Origin of the sequence: Microbacterium sp. NPDC076768, assembly GCF_040687205.1 — a bacterium.
Taxonomy (GTDB): domain Bacteria; phylum Actinomycetota; class Actinomycetes; order Actinomycetales; family Microbacteriaceae; genus Microbacterium.
In genome coordinates this window covers 417,484-433,991 of record NZ_JBFBMU010000002.1, presented here as the reverse complement: position 1 = coordinate 433,991, position 16,508 = coordinate 417,484, and the positions used below count along the sequence as shown (strand labels likewise).

15 protein-coding genes are annotated in these 16,508 nt (G+C 62.1%); 8 read left to right on the top strand and 7 right to left on the bottom strand.

Annotated elements, in window-relative coordinates; translation table 11 throughout:
- Positions 1 to 50 precede the first annotated feature (50 nt).
- From AB0O87_RS08465 to AB0O87_RS08445, 5 genes are all read left to right on the top strand, one after another.
- The gene (locus AB0O87_RS08465; RefSeq protein WP_363514084.1) at positions 51 to 695 is read left to right on the top strand and encodes a TetR family transcriptional regulator; all 645 of its coding nucleotides are present in this window, start codon (positions 51 to 53) and stop codon (positions 693 to 695) included.
- Entirely contained in the window at positions 692 to 1,630 is a 939-nt protein-coding gene (locus tag AB0O87_RS08460; protein WP_363514081.1) for an ABC transporter ATP-binding protein, read from the top strand. Before AB0O87_RS08465 ends, AB0O87_RS08460 begins: the two co-directional genes overlap by 4 nt.
- Positions 1,623 to 2,420 carry an ABC transporter permease subunit gene (locus AB0O87_RS08455; protein ID WP_363514078.1) on the top strand — a complete coding sequence of 266 codons (798 nt, stop codon included), beginning with the start codon at positions 1,623 to 1,625 and terminating at the stop codon, positions 2,418 to 2,420. Before AB0O87_RS08460 ends, AB0O87_RS08455 begins: the two co-directional genes overlap by 8 nt.
- Before the next feature lie 213 nt (positions 2,421 to 2,633).
- The gene (locus AB0O87_RS08450) at positions 2,634 to 3,881 is read left to right on the top strand and encodes a potassium transporter TrkG (RefSeq protein WP_363514075.1); all 1,248 of its coding nucleotides are present in this window, start codon (positions 2,634 to 2,636) and stop codon (positions 3,879 to 3,881) included.
- A complete protein-coding gene (locus AB0O87_RS08445; RefSeq protein WP_363514072.1) occupies positions 3,874 to 4,572 on the top strand; it encodes a TrkA family potassium uptake protein in 699 nt (232 codons plus the stop codon). The genes AB0O87_RS08450 and AB0O87_RS08445 overlap by 8 nt, the downstream gene beginning before the upstream one ends.
- A gap of 10 nt (positions 4,573 to 4,582) precedes the next feature.
- On the opposite strand, the gene AB0O87_RS08440 is transcribed toward AB0O87_RS08445, so the two are convergent.
- Positions 4,583 to 6,817 carry a heavy metal translocating P-type ATPase gene (locus AB0O87_RS08440; protein WP_363514069.1) on the bottom strand — a complete coding sequence of 745 codons (2,235 nt, stop codon included), beginning with the start codon at positions 6,815 to 6,817 and terminating at the stop codon, positions 4,583 to 4,585.
- A 141-nt stretch (positions 6,818 to 6,958) separates the two neighbouring features.
- Here AB0O87_RS08440 and AB0O87_RS08435 point away from each other — a divergent pair, with 141 nt between their 5' ends.
- Positions 6,959 to 7,909, top strand: a complete 951-nt coding sequence (locus tag AB0O87_RS08435; RefSeq protein ID WP_363514066.1) for an HAD family hydrolase — start codon at positions 6,959 to 6,961, stop codon at positions 7,907 to 7,909.
- A gap of 74 nt (positions 7,910 to 7,983) precedes the next feature.
- Here AB0O87_RS08435 and AB0O87_RS08430 read toward each other — a convergent pair whose 3' ends face one another.
- The 3 genes from AB0O87_RS08430 to AB0O87_RS08420 all read right to left on the bottom strand — a co-directional run bounded on the left by AB0O87_RS08430 (position 7,984) and on the right by AB0O87_RS08420 (position 10,253).
- Entirely contained in the window at positions 7,984 to 9,390 is a 1,407-nt protein-coding gene (locus tag AB0O87_RS08430; protein ID WP_363514063.1) for a hypothetical protein, read from the bottom strand.
- A gap of 61 nt (positions 9,391 to 9,451) precedes the next feature.
- Positions 9,452 to 9,817 (bottom strand): SHOCT domain-containing protein, encoded by a 366-nt coding sequence (locus tag AB0O87_RS08425; protein ID WP_363514060.1) that lies wholly within the window; start codon positions 9,815 to 9,817, stop codon positions 9,452 to 9,454.
- A 1-nt stretch (position 9,818) separates the two neighbouring features.
- Complete coding sequence (locus AB0O87_RS08420) at positions 9,819 to 10,253, bottom strand: DUF6325 family protein (RefSeq protein WP_363514057.1); 435 nt, start codon at positions 10,251 to 10,253, stop codon at positions 9,819 to 9,821.
- 208 nt (positions 10,254 to 10,461) lie between these two features.
- Between AB0O87_RS08420 and AB0O87_RS08415 the strand changes: the two genes are divergently transcribed.
- Positions 10,462 to 10,950, top strand: a complete 489-nt coding sequence (locus tag AB0O87_RS08415) for a DUF6325 family protein (protein ID WP_363514054.1) — start codon at positions 10,462 to 10,464, stop codon at positions 10,948 to 10,950.
- Here the strand turns inward: AB0O87_RS08415 and AB0O87_RS08410 are convergent.
- The 3 genes from AB0O87_RS08410 to AB0O87_RS08400 are packed head-to-tail and all read right to left on the bottom strand — an operon-like array spanning position 10,896 to position 15,242.
- Positions 10,896 to 13,439, bottom strand: coding sequence for a LuxR C-terminal-related transcriptional regulator (locus AB0O87_RS08410; RefSeq protein ID WP_363514051.1), 2,544 nt, complete (start codon positions 13,437 to 13,439; stop codon positions 10,896 to 10,898). The two genes, AB0O87_RS08415 and AB0O87_RS08410, sit on opposite strands and share 55 nt — an antisense overlap.
- A gap of 55 nt (positions 13,440 to 13,494) precedes the next feature.
- On the bottom strand, positions 13,495 to 14,559 hold the full coding sequence (locus AB0O87_RS08405) for a DUF998 domain-containing protein (protein WP_363514049.1): 1,065 nt from the start codon (positions 14,557 to 14,559) through the stop codon (positions 13,495 to 13,497).
- Between the two features lie 53 nt (positions 14,560 to 14,612).
- The gene (locus AB0O87_RS08400; RefSeq protein ID WP_363514047.1) at positions 14,613 to 15,242 is read right to left on the bottom strand and encodes a hypothetical protein; all 630 of its coding nucleotides are present in this window, start codon (positions 15,240 to 15,242) and stop codon (positions 14,613 to 14,615) included.
- Positions 15,243 to 15,346: 104 nt separating this feature from the next.
- Here AB0O87_RS08400 and AB0O87_RS08395 point away from each other — a divergent pair, with 104 nt between their 5' ends.
- Positions 15,347 to 16,492 carry an AI-2E family transporter gene (locus tag AB0O87_RS08395; protein ID WP_363514044.1) on the top strand — a complete coding sequence of 382 codons (1,146 nt, stop codon included), beginning with the start codon at positions 15,347 to 15,349 and terminating at the stop codon, positions 16,490 to 16,492.
- Positions 16,493 to 16,508 lie beyond the last annotated feature (16 nt).

The following is a 16,508-nucleotide window of genomic DNA, read 5'->3' as shown; positions in this document are numbered from 1 at the left end:
TGTTGCGCCCCACCTTGCGCGACGCTAAACAAGCGTTTAGTCTGCTGAGTATGCGTTCAGCTTCAGATGATCTCACCACTCGTGCGCGAATACGTGATGCCGCGGTCGCCCGGTTCGGGCAACAGGGTTTTGCGGGCACGAGCCTGCGTCAGATTGCCGAAGATGCAGGTGTGAGCGCGGCGCTCATCCTGCACCACTTCCAAAGCAAAGAGGGCCTGCGAGAAGCTTGCGATGCGCATGTCGTGCGCACTTTTCTCTCTGAGAATGAGCAGATGACGGGCGCAGATGCCTCTCGTTTGATGCGCGATGCCCTCAACTCGGTAGAAGACCGGGGCGCAGCCTTGGACTACCTCTCCCGCATGCTCGTCGACGACTCCCCCGCATCAGACAACCTCTTCGACGCGTTTCTGGCTGGCACTCGGACGATGCTGCGCGAGCAAATAGCCGCTGGCATCATGCGGGAGCAGACAGATGTCGAGGCGACCGCGGTGTACCTCACGCTCTACGGCCTCGGCCCTGTGATCTTGCGCCGTCACCTCGCACGTGCGTTTGGCGAGTCCACGCTGACCACATCGTTGGTCGAACGATCGACAATTCCCGTTCTTGAGCTCTTCACCCATGGCCTCTACGCCGACGAACGGTTGCTGACGGCCGCCAAAGAGGCTCTCTCCCCCTCGAATCGAGAAGCCAAATGAACCCCACTGTCGAACTCACCCAGCTGCGGAAGCAGTTCGGCCACCGCACTGCCGTCGACTCGCTTGACCTGCGCGTGGAGGCAGGGAGTGTCTGTGGGCTGATCGGCCCCAACGGCGCAGGCAAGACGACGACCCTGCGGATGATTCTCGACATCATTCGCCCGACAAGCGGAAGCATCCGGGTACTCGGCGAAGATCCAGCCCACGGCGGATCCGCGCTCCGTCGCCGCATCGGATTCATTCCAGGCGAGCTTCGCGTGGACGCAAGAACCACGGGCAGACGAATGCTCAACTTCTATGCCGAAGTCTCTGGTCCGGTAAAACCAGGAGCTATCGATCTCCTTGCTGAACGGCTCAACCTTGATCTGAACCGACAGGTGCGCACCCTTTCTAAAGGCAATAAGCAGAAACTCGGCATCGTGCAGGCTTTTATGCACGAACCGCCCCTCCTCGTGCTGGATGAGCCGACAAGCGGCCTTGACCCTTTGATCCAAAGGGAGTTTCTTGGACTGGTCACCGATGCGCGCGACCGTGGCCAGACGGTGTTGTTGAGCTCGCATGTGCTCAGCGAGATTCAGCAGAGTGCGGATGCGGTGGCGGTGCTGAGCCACGGCAGGATCGTCGCCGAAGGAAACGTCGCCTCGCTGCGACTCGGCGCGATCCGGCGGGTGCGCGCAACACTCGGCGACACTCACGAGGTCGTCGTCAGAGAGCGCCTGCACGCGTTGCCGCAGATATCGGAGCTAGAAGTCCACGAGGACACCGGTGCTGTGCGGATCACCGCCACGGTTGACGGTGAGATCGACGCGGTGGTGAAGCTGCTTGCTCAGCACCAGGTGCGAGATCTCGCGGTCGAAGAGCCCGATCTGGAGGAGTCGGTACTGCGCCTCTACGGCGAACCGACGACACGACGGGAGGAGAGCGCTAATGAGTAGAGTAAGCCCCGTCTTTCGCCGCACTCTTCGCGAGAGCTGGCGCGCAACCGCTGGTTGGACCGCTGGCATCGCCGCCGCACTTTTGATGTATCTTCCGTTGTATCCGAGCATCGGCGGCACCGGCCAAATGCAGGAGATCATTGACGGCCTGCCTCCTGAACTCGTCAGCGCTCTCGGATACGACCAGATTGGCACCGGCGCTGGCTACACCCAGGGCACGTTCTATGGGCTCATTGGGTTTCTTTTGCTCACCATCGCCGCCACCTCATGGGGAGCTGGTGCCATCGCTGGTGCCGAAGAATCAGGGCGCCTCGAGCTCGATCTCGCGCACGGCGTGAGTCGCGTCGGCTACGCACTGGCTCACGCCGCCGCGATCCTCGTGCGGTTGGTGTGGCTGGGGGTCTTCGCTGGTGCCATCATCGCCGTGCTCAATGAGCCGTCAGAACTCGGCCTTGATCCCCTGCGCATCATCGGTGCCACCGTGGTCTTTGTCGGACTCACACTGCTCTCAGGAACCCTTGCCCTGTTTGTCGGGGCAGTCTCTGGGCGACGCTCATGGGGCGTCGCCGCCGGTGCAGGCATAGCAGTGGCGGGCTATGCCTTCAACGCCATCGCCAACCAAACGGATGACGCCGCGTGGCTGCGGTTTTTCTCGCCCTACTCTTGGGCCTTTCACCAACCCCCGCTCGACGAAGGCATGAACATCGCAGGAGCCCTCGCACTGTGGCTGCTGAGCCTCACCCTCATGGCCACGAGCGCGTGGGCACTCGCGCGTCGTGACGTAACGTGACGTGACATAACGGGGTTGCGAGAAACACGTCGCGATCCCTTCCAGGTACGACACAAACAGGCGTATTCTCTGCGAGTGCCCCTCACTCGTGCAGGCAGATCGCCCGCGCAATCCCACACTCTGCGACAGCCGCGTACTCGCCGTCTCCGGCCAGCGCGTTCGATCCTTCTCGGTATCGCAGCGGCGGTTCTCATCGGCACAGGATTACTCCTGTTGCCGATCTCCAAAGCGGGGCCCGGCGGTGCTTCGCTGATAGACGCGCTGTTCACCGCCGTCTCGGCGCTGAGCGTCACCGGGCTGATCATTGTTGACACGCCCACGTACTGGAGCGGGTTCGGCAAGGCCGTCATTTTGGTCTTGATCCAACTTGGTGGGCTCGGTGTCATGACGTTTGCATCGATCTTCGGACTGGCGGTGATTCGTCGACTATCGCTCCGCAACAAGATCACCACGGCGGCAGAAGCGAAGAACGCCGGGCTCGCCGACATCCGCTCGCTCGTCTTCGGAATCGTGAAGATCTCTTTCGGCGTTGAGGCGGTCGTGGCTGTCATTCTCACCGCGCAGTTCGCGGTGACCTACCGTGAGCCGTTTTGGAACGCACTGTGGTTGGGAGTTTTCCACGCAGTGTCATCGTTCAACAACGCGGGATTCGCGCTCTTCAGCGACAGCATGATGCGGTTCGCAAGCGATCCGATCATCTCGCTGCCGATCTGCGCGGCGATCATTCTCGGCGGTCTTGGCTTTCCTGTGATCATGCAATTGCGCAAGCACGCTCGCATCCCTCGCCTCTGGTCGATGAACACTCGAATCGTGGTGGCGGCGACCATCGTGCTGCTGCTGGGCGGTACGGCATACATCACGATCCTCGAGTGGAACAACCCTGCAACGCTCGGCGCGCTCGACTGGCCAGGGCGACTGCTGGCGGGCTTCTTCCAGTCGGTGCAGACTCGAACAGCAGGATTCAATAGCGTCGATATCAGCCAGATGGACTCAGCGACGTGGTTGGGGATGGATGCCCTGATGTTCATTGGTGGAGGCTCTGCGGGCACAGCCGGTGGCATCAAGGTCACGACCTTTGCGGTATTGCTGTTCATCGTGATCGCCGAGATACGCGGTGACGGCGTTGTGAACGTCTTCGGCAAACGACTTTCGCGTGCCGTGCACCGTCAAGCCATCGCTGTCGCGTTGGTGTCTGTGGCGCTGGTCGGGGTGAGCACCGTACTGATCATGCTGATGACCGACTTCGCACTCGACAACGTGCTGTTCGAGGTGATCTCTGCCTTCGGTACGGTCGGCATGTCGACCGGCATCACCGCGGCACTGCCCGTCAATGCACAGCTCGTGCTCGTGACACTCATGTTTTTGGGTCGGCTCGGACCCATCACTTTTGCGACGGCGCTTGCGCTGCGCGAACGGTCGTTGCTCTACGAACTTCCTAAAGAAAGGCCGATCATTGGCTAGCCTCAAACTCTTCGGTGGCACCGATCCTTCCCGCGTCGCCGAGGCCCACACGGTCGCAGTGTTGGGCCTTGGGCGTTTTGGCCAGTCCCTGGCACTCGAGCTCATGCGCGGCGGCACAGAAGTACTCGGGGTCGATTCGCGCGCCGATGTCGTGCAATCGCTCAATGGACAACTCACACACGTCGTGACAGCCGACACCACGAAAGAAGACGTCTTGCGTCAGCTTTCGGTTCCCGACTTCGATCGGGTCGTGGTCGCGATCGGCAGCGATATCCAGGCAAGCATTCTGACCGCCTCGCTGCTGTTGCGCTTCGAGATACCCCAAGTGTGGGCGAAGGCGGTGAGCGAACCGCACGGCACGATTCTCAAACAGCTCGGCGTCGCGCACGTGGTCTACCCCGAGAAAGATATGGGTGCGCGCGTCGCGCACCTGGTAAGAGGCAGTATGCAGGACTACATCGAGATCGGCGACGACTTCGCCCTGGTCAAGACCACCCCTCATCCCGCAATCGTCGGGCTTGCTCTGGGGCAGACCGGTATCCGCGCCAAACACCATGTCACCGTCACTGCTGTGAAACCCGCCGGCGGCGGCTGGACCTACGCGACCGCAGACACCGTATTAAACGCCGATGACACGATCCTCGTGGCGGGCCCCACACGCAAGGCCGAGGCCTTCAGTCAGCTCAACTGAGCCGACGAGATCACCTCGGACGCTGGCTACGGAACGAGCGCAGACGCAGGCTGTTGCCGACAACGAAGACGCTCGAGAACGCCATCGCTGCGCCGGCGAGCATCGGGTTGAGCAGACCGAGTGCCGCGAGCGGGATCGCGGCGACGTTGTATGCGAAAGCCCAAAACAGATTGCCCTTGATGGTCCCCAGGGTCTTTCGTGAGAGCCGGATGGCATCGACGACGCCCTGAAGATCAGCGCGGACGAGGGTGATGTCGCTGGCCTCGATGGCGACGTCTGTTCCTGTGCCCATGGCGAGCCCGAGGTCGGCCTTCGCAAGAGCTGCGGCGTCGTTGACACCGTCTCCCACCATGGCCACGACCTTGCCTTCGCGCTGGAGCTGAGCGATCACGTCGACTTTGCCTTTCGGCAGCACCTCGGCCACAACGTCGGTGATGCCGACTTCGGCCGCGATCTGCTCCGCCACCGCCCTGTTGTCTCCGGTGAGGAGGATGGGCGTGAGGCCCATCTTTCTCAGCTGCGTGACGGCCTCCGCGCTGGTCGGCTTCACCGTGTCAGCGACCACGAGCACGCCGCGCGCCTCACCATCCCAACCCACAGCGACCGCTGTCTTGCCCTGATGCTCAGCCTCTGCCTTGGCTACGGCGAGTGCCTCGGGAAGATGTTGCGACCAGGTGGCAAGGAGCGATTGCTTTCCGACGAGGACAGCGTGTCCTTCGACGACGCCCTGCACACCTTCGCCCTCAATGTTGACGAAGTCTTCTGGTGTCGCGAGCGCGCCCGTCTCTTGCGTCGCTGCCTTCGCAATGGCTTGAGCGATGGGGTGCTCTGAGGCGTCTTCGACGGCCCCGGCGAGCCGCAGAAGCTCGTGACGTTCCACCCCGGCTGCGAGGTGCACGTCGGTGAGCGTCATTTTCCCCGATGTCACAGTGCCCGTCTTGTCCATAACGACGGTGTCGACCTTGCGGGTGGACTCCAGAATTTCGGGTCCTTTAATGAGGATTCCCATTTGGGCGCCACGTCCGGTGCCGACGAGCAACGCCGTCGGTGTGGCGAGGCCCAGCGCGCACGGGCAGGCGATGATGAGCACCGCGACAGCGGCGGTGAACGCAGCAGATGCGGGGAACCCTGCGAGCAGCCAGGCGGCGAGCGTGCCCAGAGCAATGACGATGACGATGGGGACGAAGATTGCCGACACCCGGTCGGCCAGGCGCTGGACCTCGGCCTTTCCGGTCTGAGCTTCCTCGACGAGGTGGGCCATCTGGGCGAGCTGGGTGTCAGATCCGATGCGGGTGGCTCTGACAATGAGCCGCCCACCTGCGTTCATAGTGGCACCGGTGACGGCGTCTCCCTCACCGACCTCAACGGGGACTGATTCGCCCGTGAGCATCGATGCGTCAACCGCGGAGGTACCGGAGATCACGGTTCCGTCTGTCGCAATCTTCTCGCCAGGGCGCACAACGAAGTCGTCACCGACCTTCAGCTCGGTGGTGGGGATCCTCGTCTCCACACCGCCCCGCAGCACCGCGACGTCTTTCGCGCCCAGTTGCAGCAGAGCGCGAAGGGCTGCCCCTGCTTGCCGCTTCGCCCGGTTCTCGAAGTATCGACCAGCCAGGATGAAGGTCGTGACTCCCGCTCCGACTTCGAGGTAGATGTTGCTGGCTCCATCGCTGCGCGCCACTGTGAACTCGAAAGCGTGTGTCATGCCAGGCATGCCTGCGGTTCCGAAGAAGAGCGCATACAGCGACCAGAGGAGGGCCGAGAGAGTGCCCATCGAGATGAGCGTGTCCATCGTTGCAGCGCCGTGGCGAAGGTTCACCCATGCCGCCTTGTGGAAGGGCCAGGCACCCCAGATAATTACGGGCCATGCCAGCGCGAGTGACAACCACTGCCAGTAGGTGAACTGCAGGGCAGGGATCATCGCCATCGCGATCACAGGAACCGTCAGCACGATCGACGCGATCAGGCGGTTCTTCAAACTCACCAGCTCCACATCTGGTGCCTCATCCGCATCGTTCTTGGGGGCAGCAGCGGGAGCAGGGATCTTTGCGCTGTAACCGGTCTTCTCCACTTCGGCGACAAGTAGCGCGGGGTCAAACCCGGCAGGTGCCATCACCTTTGCCTTCTCTGTGGCGAAGTTCACGCTTGCCGTGACACCGTCCATTTTGTTGAGCTTTTTCTCAATGCGCGCCGCGCACGATGCGCAGGTCATGCCTGCAATTTCCAGCTCGACTGCTGTGCTCATGCTGACTCTCTCCCTGATTGGGATACCCCCAGGGGGTATACATATGTCCCAACCGTACCTGCAGAACAAGTATTCCCGAGACTTGTTCTGCCACCATGGAACTACCCTTTCATCCATCGACCAAGAATCCGAGGCACCCACATGACCACCGCCGTCGACCTCCCCTCCTGGCGCGACACCGAAACGCGAAAGGCGATCGAAGCTTTTGTCGCGTCTGTCGTCGATGGCCCAGACGCCGTGCCGATCGCGGAGCGCATCGCCGTCTTCGATAACGACGGAACTCTGTGGTCCGAGAAGCCGATGCCCACCCAACTGCACTATGTCGTGGAGCAGTGGCGCGTCGCAGCGGAGAAGAACCCCGAACTCGCCGAGCGCCAGCCCTACCTCGCCGCCGTCACGAACGACTTCGGTTGGCTGAGCACCGCAATAGACAAGCACTATGACGGCGACGACAGCGACCTCCATGTCATTCTGCAAGCGCTTGTGGGGCTCACCGACGGCGTGAGCGTCGAAGACTATGCGCGTTCGGTCGAAGAGTTCTACCGCACGGCGAAGCACCCGATCTTGGAGCGCCCGTACGCCAACGCCGTGTACCAGCCGATGGTCGAGTTGCTCCGGTACCTCGAACACCACGGCTTCACGTGCTACATCGTGTCGGGCGGCGAGCGAGATTTCATGCGCCCTATGACTCAGTCCAACTACGGCATCCCCCCGGAACGCGTCGTCGGTTCTGCTTACGGGCTCACCTGGGACGCAGACGACGCCACCGTGCGGTACTCCCCCGCACTCGCCTTCTTCGACGACGGCCCAGAAAAGCCGCTGCGTATCTGGAGCCGCATCGGGCGGCGACCGCTGTTTGCTGGCGGCAACTCCAACGGCGACACCGCAATGTTGGACTTCGCGCGCCGTGGCAGTAGGCAGGGCTTCGCGTTGCTGGTGCACCACGACGACCCGACCCGCGGAGATACTCCCTACGATGCAGGCGCCGAGGCGGCACTGGCGTCGGCCGAAGACAGCGGGTACACCGTGGTCAGCGTGCGCGATGACTGGGACACCATTTTCGCCGCATCGGAGGCCGCAGAAACAGTCTGATACCAACGACAAAACGCCCGGCGGGATTCTCTCGCCGGGCGTTTTGTCTTGCGCCTATCGATAGGCGCGGGTGGCTACTTCTTCGTCGGAGAAACGGAGTGCTCTGCTTCTTCGTCTTCGATTACGTCTTCATCTTCGATTTCGATGACGACATCTTCCGTGTCGGTCTCGACGATGACGACTTGCTCTGCCTCAGCGTCCACGATCACTGGCTGCGGACGACGCAGCACCTCGACCACGATCACGAACACCAGCAACCCGATTGTCACTCCGACCACAGTGCCGAAAGAGACGGGTCGAGTCGAGATGAGGATAAGCAGAGCGATCAGCATCCCACCGAGCAGGATCGGCCCGTGGAAGCGGTCTACTCCGAGCCCGAAGCGCCCTGTTGAGATACCCCGTCGTTCCCACGTGTTGCGCAAAGCAGCGAACCCGCTGCCGAGAGCCCCACGAATCGCCACCGCACTTTTCGTCGTTCCGGCAAACCAGGCCCACACAGCCACCAGAACTCCGAGGAGAGCAAGAGCCAGGATTGTCGAACTCAGCAGTTCCGTCACGCCGTCGAAGAGTGCCTCGGCGGCTGGCGCCTTCATCACAGACGGACTCACCGCACCGATGAAGAACGTGCGACCAATGCCCATTCCGCCAGCGAGCAGCAAGAATGCACCGGCGAAAGCGGCGCTGGTCCAGAAGAGTGCGCGTAGACGGTTTCGGGCGAGGCCGATCCCGGCCACGACGAGGCCGAGCACGACCCACGGCAACCAGAACCCGGCGGCCACAGCGACCTGATACACAGTCCGCACCAAGACAAGGGCGTCGGCCTGAGCGAGAGGAATCGACCTGTCGATCTCGGGGATCAGGTCGGCGAATCCCACACCGCGGTCGGCTAGCTCCGCCTTGACCCGCTCAACGACAATGCCAAGGTCGATCGACAGCATGCCGTCGTCGGCCAACTGCAGCGCTGCGTCCGGGCTGTTCTGCATGATGGCGACCGCGCGCTCATGGCTGAAGCGCAACGACTGCGCCCAAATATCGGAGAATTGGTCAGAAGCGACTACATCGCTGATGACTCCATCGACGAGCGAAGAGAGCCCGTTAGCCGCCGGTGTTTCCAGCAACGTCAGCGCAGAATCGGCACGAGGCGGAAGGTCGAGCTCGCGGAGCCCATCGAACACCTCTCCCACAACGGCGTCGAGGTCAACCTGCTCCTTGATCGCCGTGCTGACCTGGTCTGCCACAAATTCCTGCACAGCCGGGTCGTCCGCCAACGGCGCGAAAGTGGCGACGAACTGGTCTGCGTCGACGAGTTGCACCCGCGCCCACGTTCCCATCGCGGCGATCGGAGCCATCAGGATCGCCACCGCCAACACAATTCCGGCGATGATACTTCTCGCCATTGGCCGTCGACGCGGAGTCTTCAGCGTCTCGTTCTCTTTTTCGAGAAGGAGAACGCGTGCGCGCAGATCATCCAGCTCAGTCATTCGTTCTCCTTCTCGACACGCAAATACCACCCGACGTTTTACGGGTGGAGCATCCGTTTCTTTAGCTCAAAAGCTTTTGCTTCGCCGCCGCGAACTCTGTCTCGGAGAGCACTCCCGCGTCTTTCAACGAAGCGAGCTGCTGCAGCTTTGCGATCATATCGTCGGCGGCGGCTGGTGCTGGCGGAGCCATCTGGGGGGCGGCAGCTGCGGCGGGGGCAGCGTATTGGGCTGCCGCCGTCTGTGCGGCAGCATCAATCTGAGCCTGCTGCTGCGCCGCCTGGTACTGCTGCTGTTCGTACTGGCTCTGCGCCCGCTGTTGCTGATTCCGCGACGATGCGCCGCTGACAGCTGACGCTGTTCCCGCGACGACGGCGGTCCGTGCGGCAAGGCCGATCAGGCCTGGACGACCAAATCTTCTCATGGGCATTTCAAGCACCTTCCTGATCGAGGATGTCCATCATGGCGTTGACGACCGGAGCCGGCACCCGCTCACTTCGCAGGACTTGACCGCCAGCGGCGGCGAGATTCTGGGCGAGCGCACGAGCATACGTGAGCTCCAGCACGACGATCGCCGCGGACTGGCCAGGGGCAACCTCACTCGCGAGAACATCGAGATCTTCGTCGCCAGCAAGGCCAGCAGCGATCGGCTCAAAGTGACCAAGACCGAGCGCCTCGCCGTCTGCTTCCAGTTCGAGAACCTCTACCTCACCCGATTCAGCTTTGGCGAGAACGACAAAGTCCAGCAGTCGCACGACCCCACTCTCGATGAGGTCGCTCAGAGCACGAAACGTGTTCGGATCAGGACGAGTACCTTCAAACCCCACGAGATAAAACTCAGCGGGGCCGAAGCGGAAGTCATTCATAGATTGTCCCTTTCTCGCGGGGCGCAGAGACCGCGACTACCCGCAATGTTCCCACCGTTTTCACCGCTGACCCTCGCCCGGTCACCCTGCTCGGGTGAGCGTCCTTCCCACATTGCGCTCTCTGGTGCCAGCATCACGGTAGGCATCCGTCATGAAAAGGGTGCCCTGGTGTACGTGACAGTACGAGAAAGGGCATTGCGCTGACATCGTGATCACGAGCGAAAAGAGATCAGCATCTGAGCTCGGCGACGTGGAATTCGTCGTCGTGCAGCTGGAGAACGACCGCCTCGATAGCGGTGTGCTGTTGGCGTTGCTGAAGCAGGTCGAACACGGCGCCATCCGTCTGCTGGACTTCATGCTTATCGAGCGACTCCCCGACGGAACGCACCGCTTCACCGAGATCGACTCCGAAGATTTCGCACTCGCTGGCCTCGATCTCCTGACCCCTGGTCTCGTCAGCGACGAAGACGCGAGGCACTTCGCCGCGACGCTGCCACCCAACTCGCTCGCTGCGCTCGTCTTGGTCGAGCCCGCATGGGGAAAACAGTTCTCGCGCGATGTTCGCCACCGCGGCGAGCGCGTCCTCGCAAAGCACCCTGTTCCGGCTGCAGTCGCAAACGCGGTGCTGGCCGACGCGCTGGGTCACACCGTCGTGCGCACCGCTTCGCGCCGCGAGGACACCCCGAGCTTGCGATAAATCGCCCGCTGGTGCGTCTTCACCGTGTTGATGGACACAGACAGCTCGACGGCGATCTCTTGCAGGGTGCGCGCGGTCTGCAGTTGCTGAAACACGTCGCGTTCACGCTCGGAGAGCGTGTCAACCAACGATCCGGCTGAGTCGTTTGCGAGGCACCGGCCGATGAAGTCCTCAAACTGGGTGCCGAAGTGAATGTGTTCGTTGAGCAGCTTCCGCACCGCAGACTCTCTGGGGCCGAAAGGCAGGCGGATGCCTTCGCCTGCCGCTACCGAAACCGCGGACTCGCACAACGCGTGCGCTTCGCTGTGGTGCCCGCCTTTGCGTCGCAGCACAGCGGCGGTAATCAGCGTCGCCGACCTCACATAAGAAACCTCGCTGAAGGCACGCAAAGATCGCAGCATCTCTAACGCGCCAGCGTAGTCTCCAGCGCGGCGAAGCACGCCTGCGAGGGCAACGTTGACGATCGGCAGGTCGGGGATGTGGATGTACTTCTGGGCGATTTTCACCGCTCGGTCCTGTCGTCCTACGGCCTCTTCAAGCAACGCCACAGACGACTCTCGCAGTGCTGGCCATGACACCCCATGGACGACGTCGAGTGGCATGCCTTGCACCCCGATGGCGGCTCTTCGGCATGCGGCGACGTCACCCGTCTCTGCCGTCGCATAGGCGATCATCATGCGCGCCACGCTGGTGAACGAGCGGTCGGAGCTTCCACCAGCGGCCAACGCAGCGAACTCACGAATTGCCGCAGGAAAGTCCCCAGACCAGTACGACACGTACCCGGCTGCTGCGACGGCGCTCCCCCCTGCGTAGGTGCTCCAGGGCAAGCTCGCATCTTCTTCGCCGTCGACAGCGTCCAGAGACGCCCGTGCTTCCGTGAAAAGGCCAGCCCATGTTTGCCCGAATGCCAGGTGCCCGAGTGAACGCTTCGCGAGCTCCTGGTCATCGGAGTACCGCGCCTCGCGAGCCGCCGCAGCAAAATACTCAATCGGGAGCGTCGGATCGCCCCGGTGCCGAATCTCCGCCCACCCCAAAAGATAGTTCAATGCGGCGCGATCGTTGAGCGCGGTCGAATCGTCAACGAGCAACATCTCACGCACACTGGCGCTGGCGTTCGCGACCTCCGCACGGTCGTCTGCGATGAACATTCTGGCGAGCTGGAACACTAACCAATCGCTACCGTGAGCTCGCGAGAGCTTCGATTCCGCGCGGGAAAACAGCTCACGAGCAACGCGATGGTTTCCCAGCACGTCACTCGCGCATGCCCGAATTAGAAGGAGCTGAGTATCATCCGGAGTTCGACGGAGCATCTCCAGCGTCGTCCGTTCTACCTCGGCTGCGCTTGTTCCGACGACCAATCCCAACCAGCGGCGCAACAGTGTTTGTCGAGCAAGCTCGCTGTCACCCGCTCGCAGCGCGTGCGCGATGGCAGCCGTGGGGTCGGTCGGTTCGAGCGCATCTGCCGCGCGACGATGACAACCGGCTGCGCGGTCAGCCTCCAGCGACAGAATCTCCTTGCACTGCTTCGCAAACGACGCATGCCAGCGGTACACAACACCGTGCGGGCCTTCGAACCGGTCAAGGAACAGACCGAGTCGCACACACGTCTCTAAGAGTTCGCCGGCGTCAGGGCGTTGGGTGACGATTCTCGCCAACTCCGGTGTGAGTTCTGCGCATACGCTCGCCTCCACAACAAAGTCAGCGACCTCAGGCGGCAATGCTCCGAGCACATGTTCGCGCACATAACTTCTCAAGAAACTGGATGCGCTCTGCGCGCGAGGATCGGGGCGAGCGCCGCCGATCATCATCAGCCGCACCGCGATCGGCCACCCCTGGGTCTCCTCGAAAATGGTTTCGGGAGTGAGGCCCCCCACCCCCGATTCCTGGAGCAGCCGGACCTCGGCGGAGGTAAAACTCAGTGTCTCTGCGCCAACGAACGAGTCAGGATGCGTAATCCGATGACGTGAGAGCGTCAACTCGATCAGCGTTGTCCCCACCAGCACCACACGGAGGTTATCTGGCGGCTGCTCAGCGAGCATTCCGAGAAGCCCCGTCTGCCAGTGCTCCCCCGCGCGCTGAGCATCGTCGACAATTAAGTACACCTGAGACTCGACCTCTTCCAAGGCGCTGCAGATCTCTTGGTATGCCTGTTCAGGGTCTTCAAGGTCACGTCCGAGGGTGAGCGGTGCTCCCGCCCTGGCCGCCCCCACAAGAAATGCGTCGATCACGCCTCTGGTCAACCGTGAAGGGTCTGAGTCGAAAGAATTAAGTGCGAGCCAGGCGATTTGCTCTAAACCTGATGCCCAATCGGCGACGGCTGTCGTCTTCCCGAATCCACTGGGCGCACTGACCACGGTCAGCGAATCGAGAGCCACAGCCCTGGCGATCGCTGCGCTTACCCGGTCGCGACTAATGGCGCCCGGTTGGGCCGCCGGCGGACGAAAACGTACTGTCGGCGCCGGCCCTTTGGATTGTAAGGACGGCGGCATGACGTCAACGCTAGTGGCGGCATCGTTTCAGGGACAAGTGCGACCGTAACGATCCTCAATCCGCAGCTGTCATCTCGGCGTCGCGTTTGAGCGCGTCTGCCGTCCTGATGAACAGGATGATCCAGGTGAACACGACGGTCCCCGCCACCAGTTCAACGCCTGTCAAGGTGTAGTACCCCACAGCGAAAAGTACAGAGAGCCACACGATCAGCAAGAGAAAGACGTAGCCAAGCACGATGAGCGTGCGAGAGACGCCAGGCACCCATCGACCCAGCCGCACCACGAGAACTCCGTAGGCGATCACCATTCCCGAGGCCACGCCTGTGTGCAGCGCGAAGTGCTCGTCTACCGGAAACACTCCGACAAGACCGAGGAAGATGCCAACGATGACAAGGCACCTGCGCACCATGACGACGCCGCGCCCCGATGTCGCGGGAATCTCCTTCGTCGCGTAACGCGCGAGCGTTGTCACCAAGATCCCCGCCACAATCAGCGTCAGGTTGAAGGCGCGTGCCGACAAGTCGTCGGTCATACCGAGGGCACTCAGGTTCTCTTTCCACCACTGCGGGTCGCTGGCCGTGAGCGTGCTCGCCAAAACCCCCAGCACGAGAAATACCGCGAGCACGGTGGCTAGCAGCTGCATGTCGAGGTGCGTGGCGGAGTAGTACGTCACATATGCCGTGAGGGCGGCCGCTGCGCCAGCGAGCATCAAGACAGGAAGGGGGTAGACCACTGCCCCGATGAACCCCTGCTCCAGAATCGTCGCGGCGAGCGTCCATCCCAGCAGCGCGATTACCGCGTGCGCGAACGCGAACGCAGCGATATCGATCATGTCGAGGATGCCCAACGGCTTTTCCCGTTCGGGATCGGCTGCGACGATTCTCCCCAGCACGAATACGACGACGGCGGTCACGGCCGACATCAGAGCGGCGAACTGTCCGAGTGAGTCTGCCCCAGAGATAGGAGCAGCCGTGAGGCGGAACACCATCAGTGCGACCAATGCCGCGAGCACGAACGCAAAGATCGAGATCTGCAGCCCGATGGCTTCTCTGGCACGCTCCCGCGTGGCGCCGTTTCCGCGGGCGGCCGTGAGGAGATCGGGGGTGCGGGGCTGCGGCATATTTTCGGCTTTCGTTCCTACAGCGCTAGGCAGGCGGCGAGCGGCCTGTGGCGTCAGATTTTGATCGGGTACGTCGAGAGTATTCCGATGCCGACGATGACCAGCAGACCACTGAGGGAAAGAAACACAGTGCGTCGCCACCGTGCGCGCTGGTTCTGCGACAGTGCGGCGAAGAACAACACAAGAGCGAACAGCACTGTCAACAGCGAGTAGTTGTCGCCCCGCTGATTATTCTCCAGGGCTTCTTCGAACTTCTGATCCGCTCGCGCACTGAGCTCCGCAGCCTCGACCTCGCCCGGCGGTACGTACTCAGCCATGGAAAGTGGGCCGTCCGACACCCTTCCTTCGGCATTCCAGGCATCGAACGCGACAGCGAACTCATCGGTGAAGCGATTCTCGACGAATTCCGCGAGCTGAGCGCGATCGTCTGCCTCTGCCAGCACCCACTGCGAGTAGATCGTCAGGTCGTACTGACGCGCGGCCTGTGCGGTGGACTCCGCGGAGGCCGCTTGCACACGCGCGCTAGAAGCGGTGCTAAAGGCGATCGACATCTCACCGCCCCACTTCGATGCCTCGAATCCGCACCATGCCGTCAGCACCGCGGTAATGGAAAGCAAAAGCACAGTGATGATCTCGATCACGCCGTACTTGCGATCGTGTGCGGGCGCGGGCTTTTCGGTCATTCCGTAATAATGACGGCCTTCAGCGCAACCAATATATTTCGCTCACCCGCCCGGGGTGACTGTGGCGCCAGAGGCAACGCGCCACGGTCGGCTACGCTGGCCGCGTGACCACCTCCTCGCTACCCGAGAGCGCTCCCGATCAGATACTCTCCCCCAGTCTGCGAATCTTGCTCACCCTCGCGGCGGCCTCCGTGGCCCTCGCCGGTGTGTACTTCGTCAGAGACCTCTTCGGGCCAATCGCGCTCGCGATTGTGATCGTCGTGATCTGCGATCCGCTTCGCCGCCCCCTGAACCGCCGTGGGTGGCCGCACTGGGCAAGCACAACGGCGGTCATCATCGTCGCCTATTTGATTCTCCTGATCATGGGGGCTCTGCTCTGGCTCGCGGGAACGCAGTTTGCCAGTCTGATCGCCGACCTCATCTCGGAGCGGCGACTCACGTCCGCCGCCGACGAAATCGTGCTCTCCCTCCAGGCCCTCGGCCTAGACGAAGCTGCTGCCGACTCTGCGGCAGCCATACTCGATCCCTCCACACTGCTCGGCATCGCGCAGAGTTTGGGAAGCACTGTACTGAGCGTCGCGACGGCTCTGTTCTTCGTGTGCGCCTACATCATTTTCATGGCAGCCGATGCCGCGCGCTATGGGCAGGCCTCCGCAACCTTCGGAGCAACGAAGAGTGCCGTGATCGCCCGCATCTCACGCCTGAACACCGGGGTGCGTCGCTACTACATCGTCAATGCCACATTCGGCGCAATCGTCGCGATCATCGATGGCCTCGCTTTGTGGTGGATGGGGGTGCCAGCGCCGATCGTGTGGGCGATTCTCGCCTTTGTGACCAACTTCATCCCGAACATTGGCTTCATCCTCGGTCTGGTCCCGCCGGCCATCCTCGCGTTCGTTGTCGGCGGATGGCCTCTGTTCCTCGGGGTGATCGCGGTGTATTGCGTCGTGAACGTCGTTCTGCAGGTTCTCGTGCAACCGAAATTCGTCAGCGACGCCGTCGACTTGAGCCTGACGTTGAGCTTCTTCTCGGTGATCTTCTGGACGTTCATCATCGGACCTCTCGGCGCGATCCTCTCGATCCCTCTCACATTGCTCGTGCGAGCGCTGGTACTCGAAGGCGACCCCCATGCCACATGGTTGCGTTGGATATCCGGTGACCGCACAGCTGTTCCCCCGGCTCCGGAGCCGGTACTAGAGCCTGCCAGCCGGATACGTCGACGGCTTCTTCGAACGTCCGGCCGTGCGTAACGAACACAACGCTCAG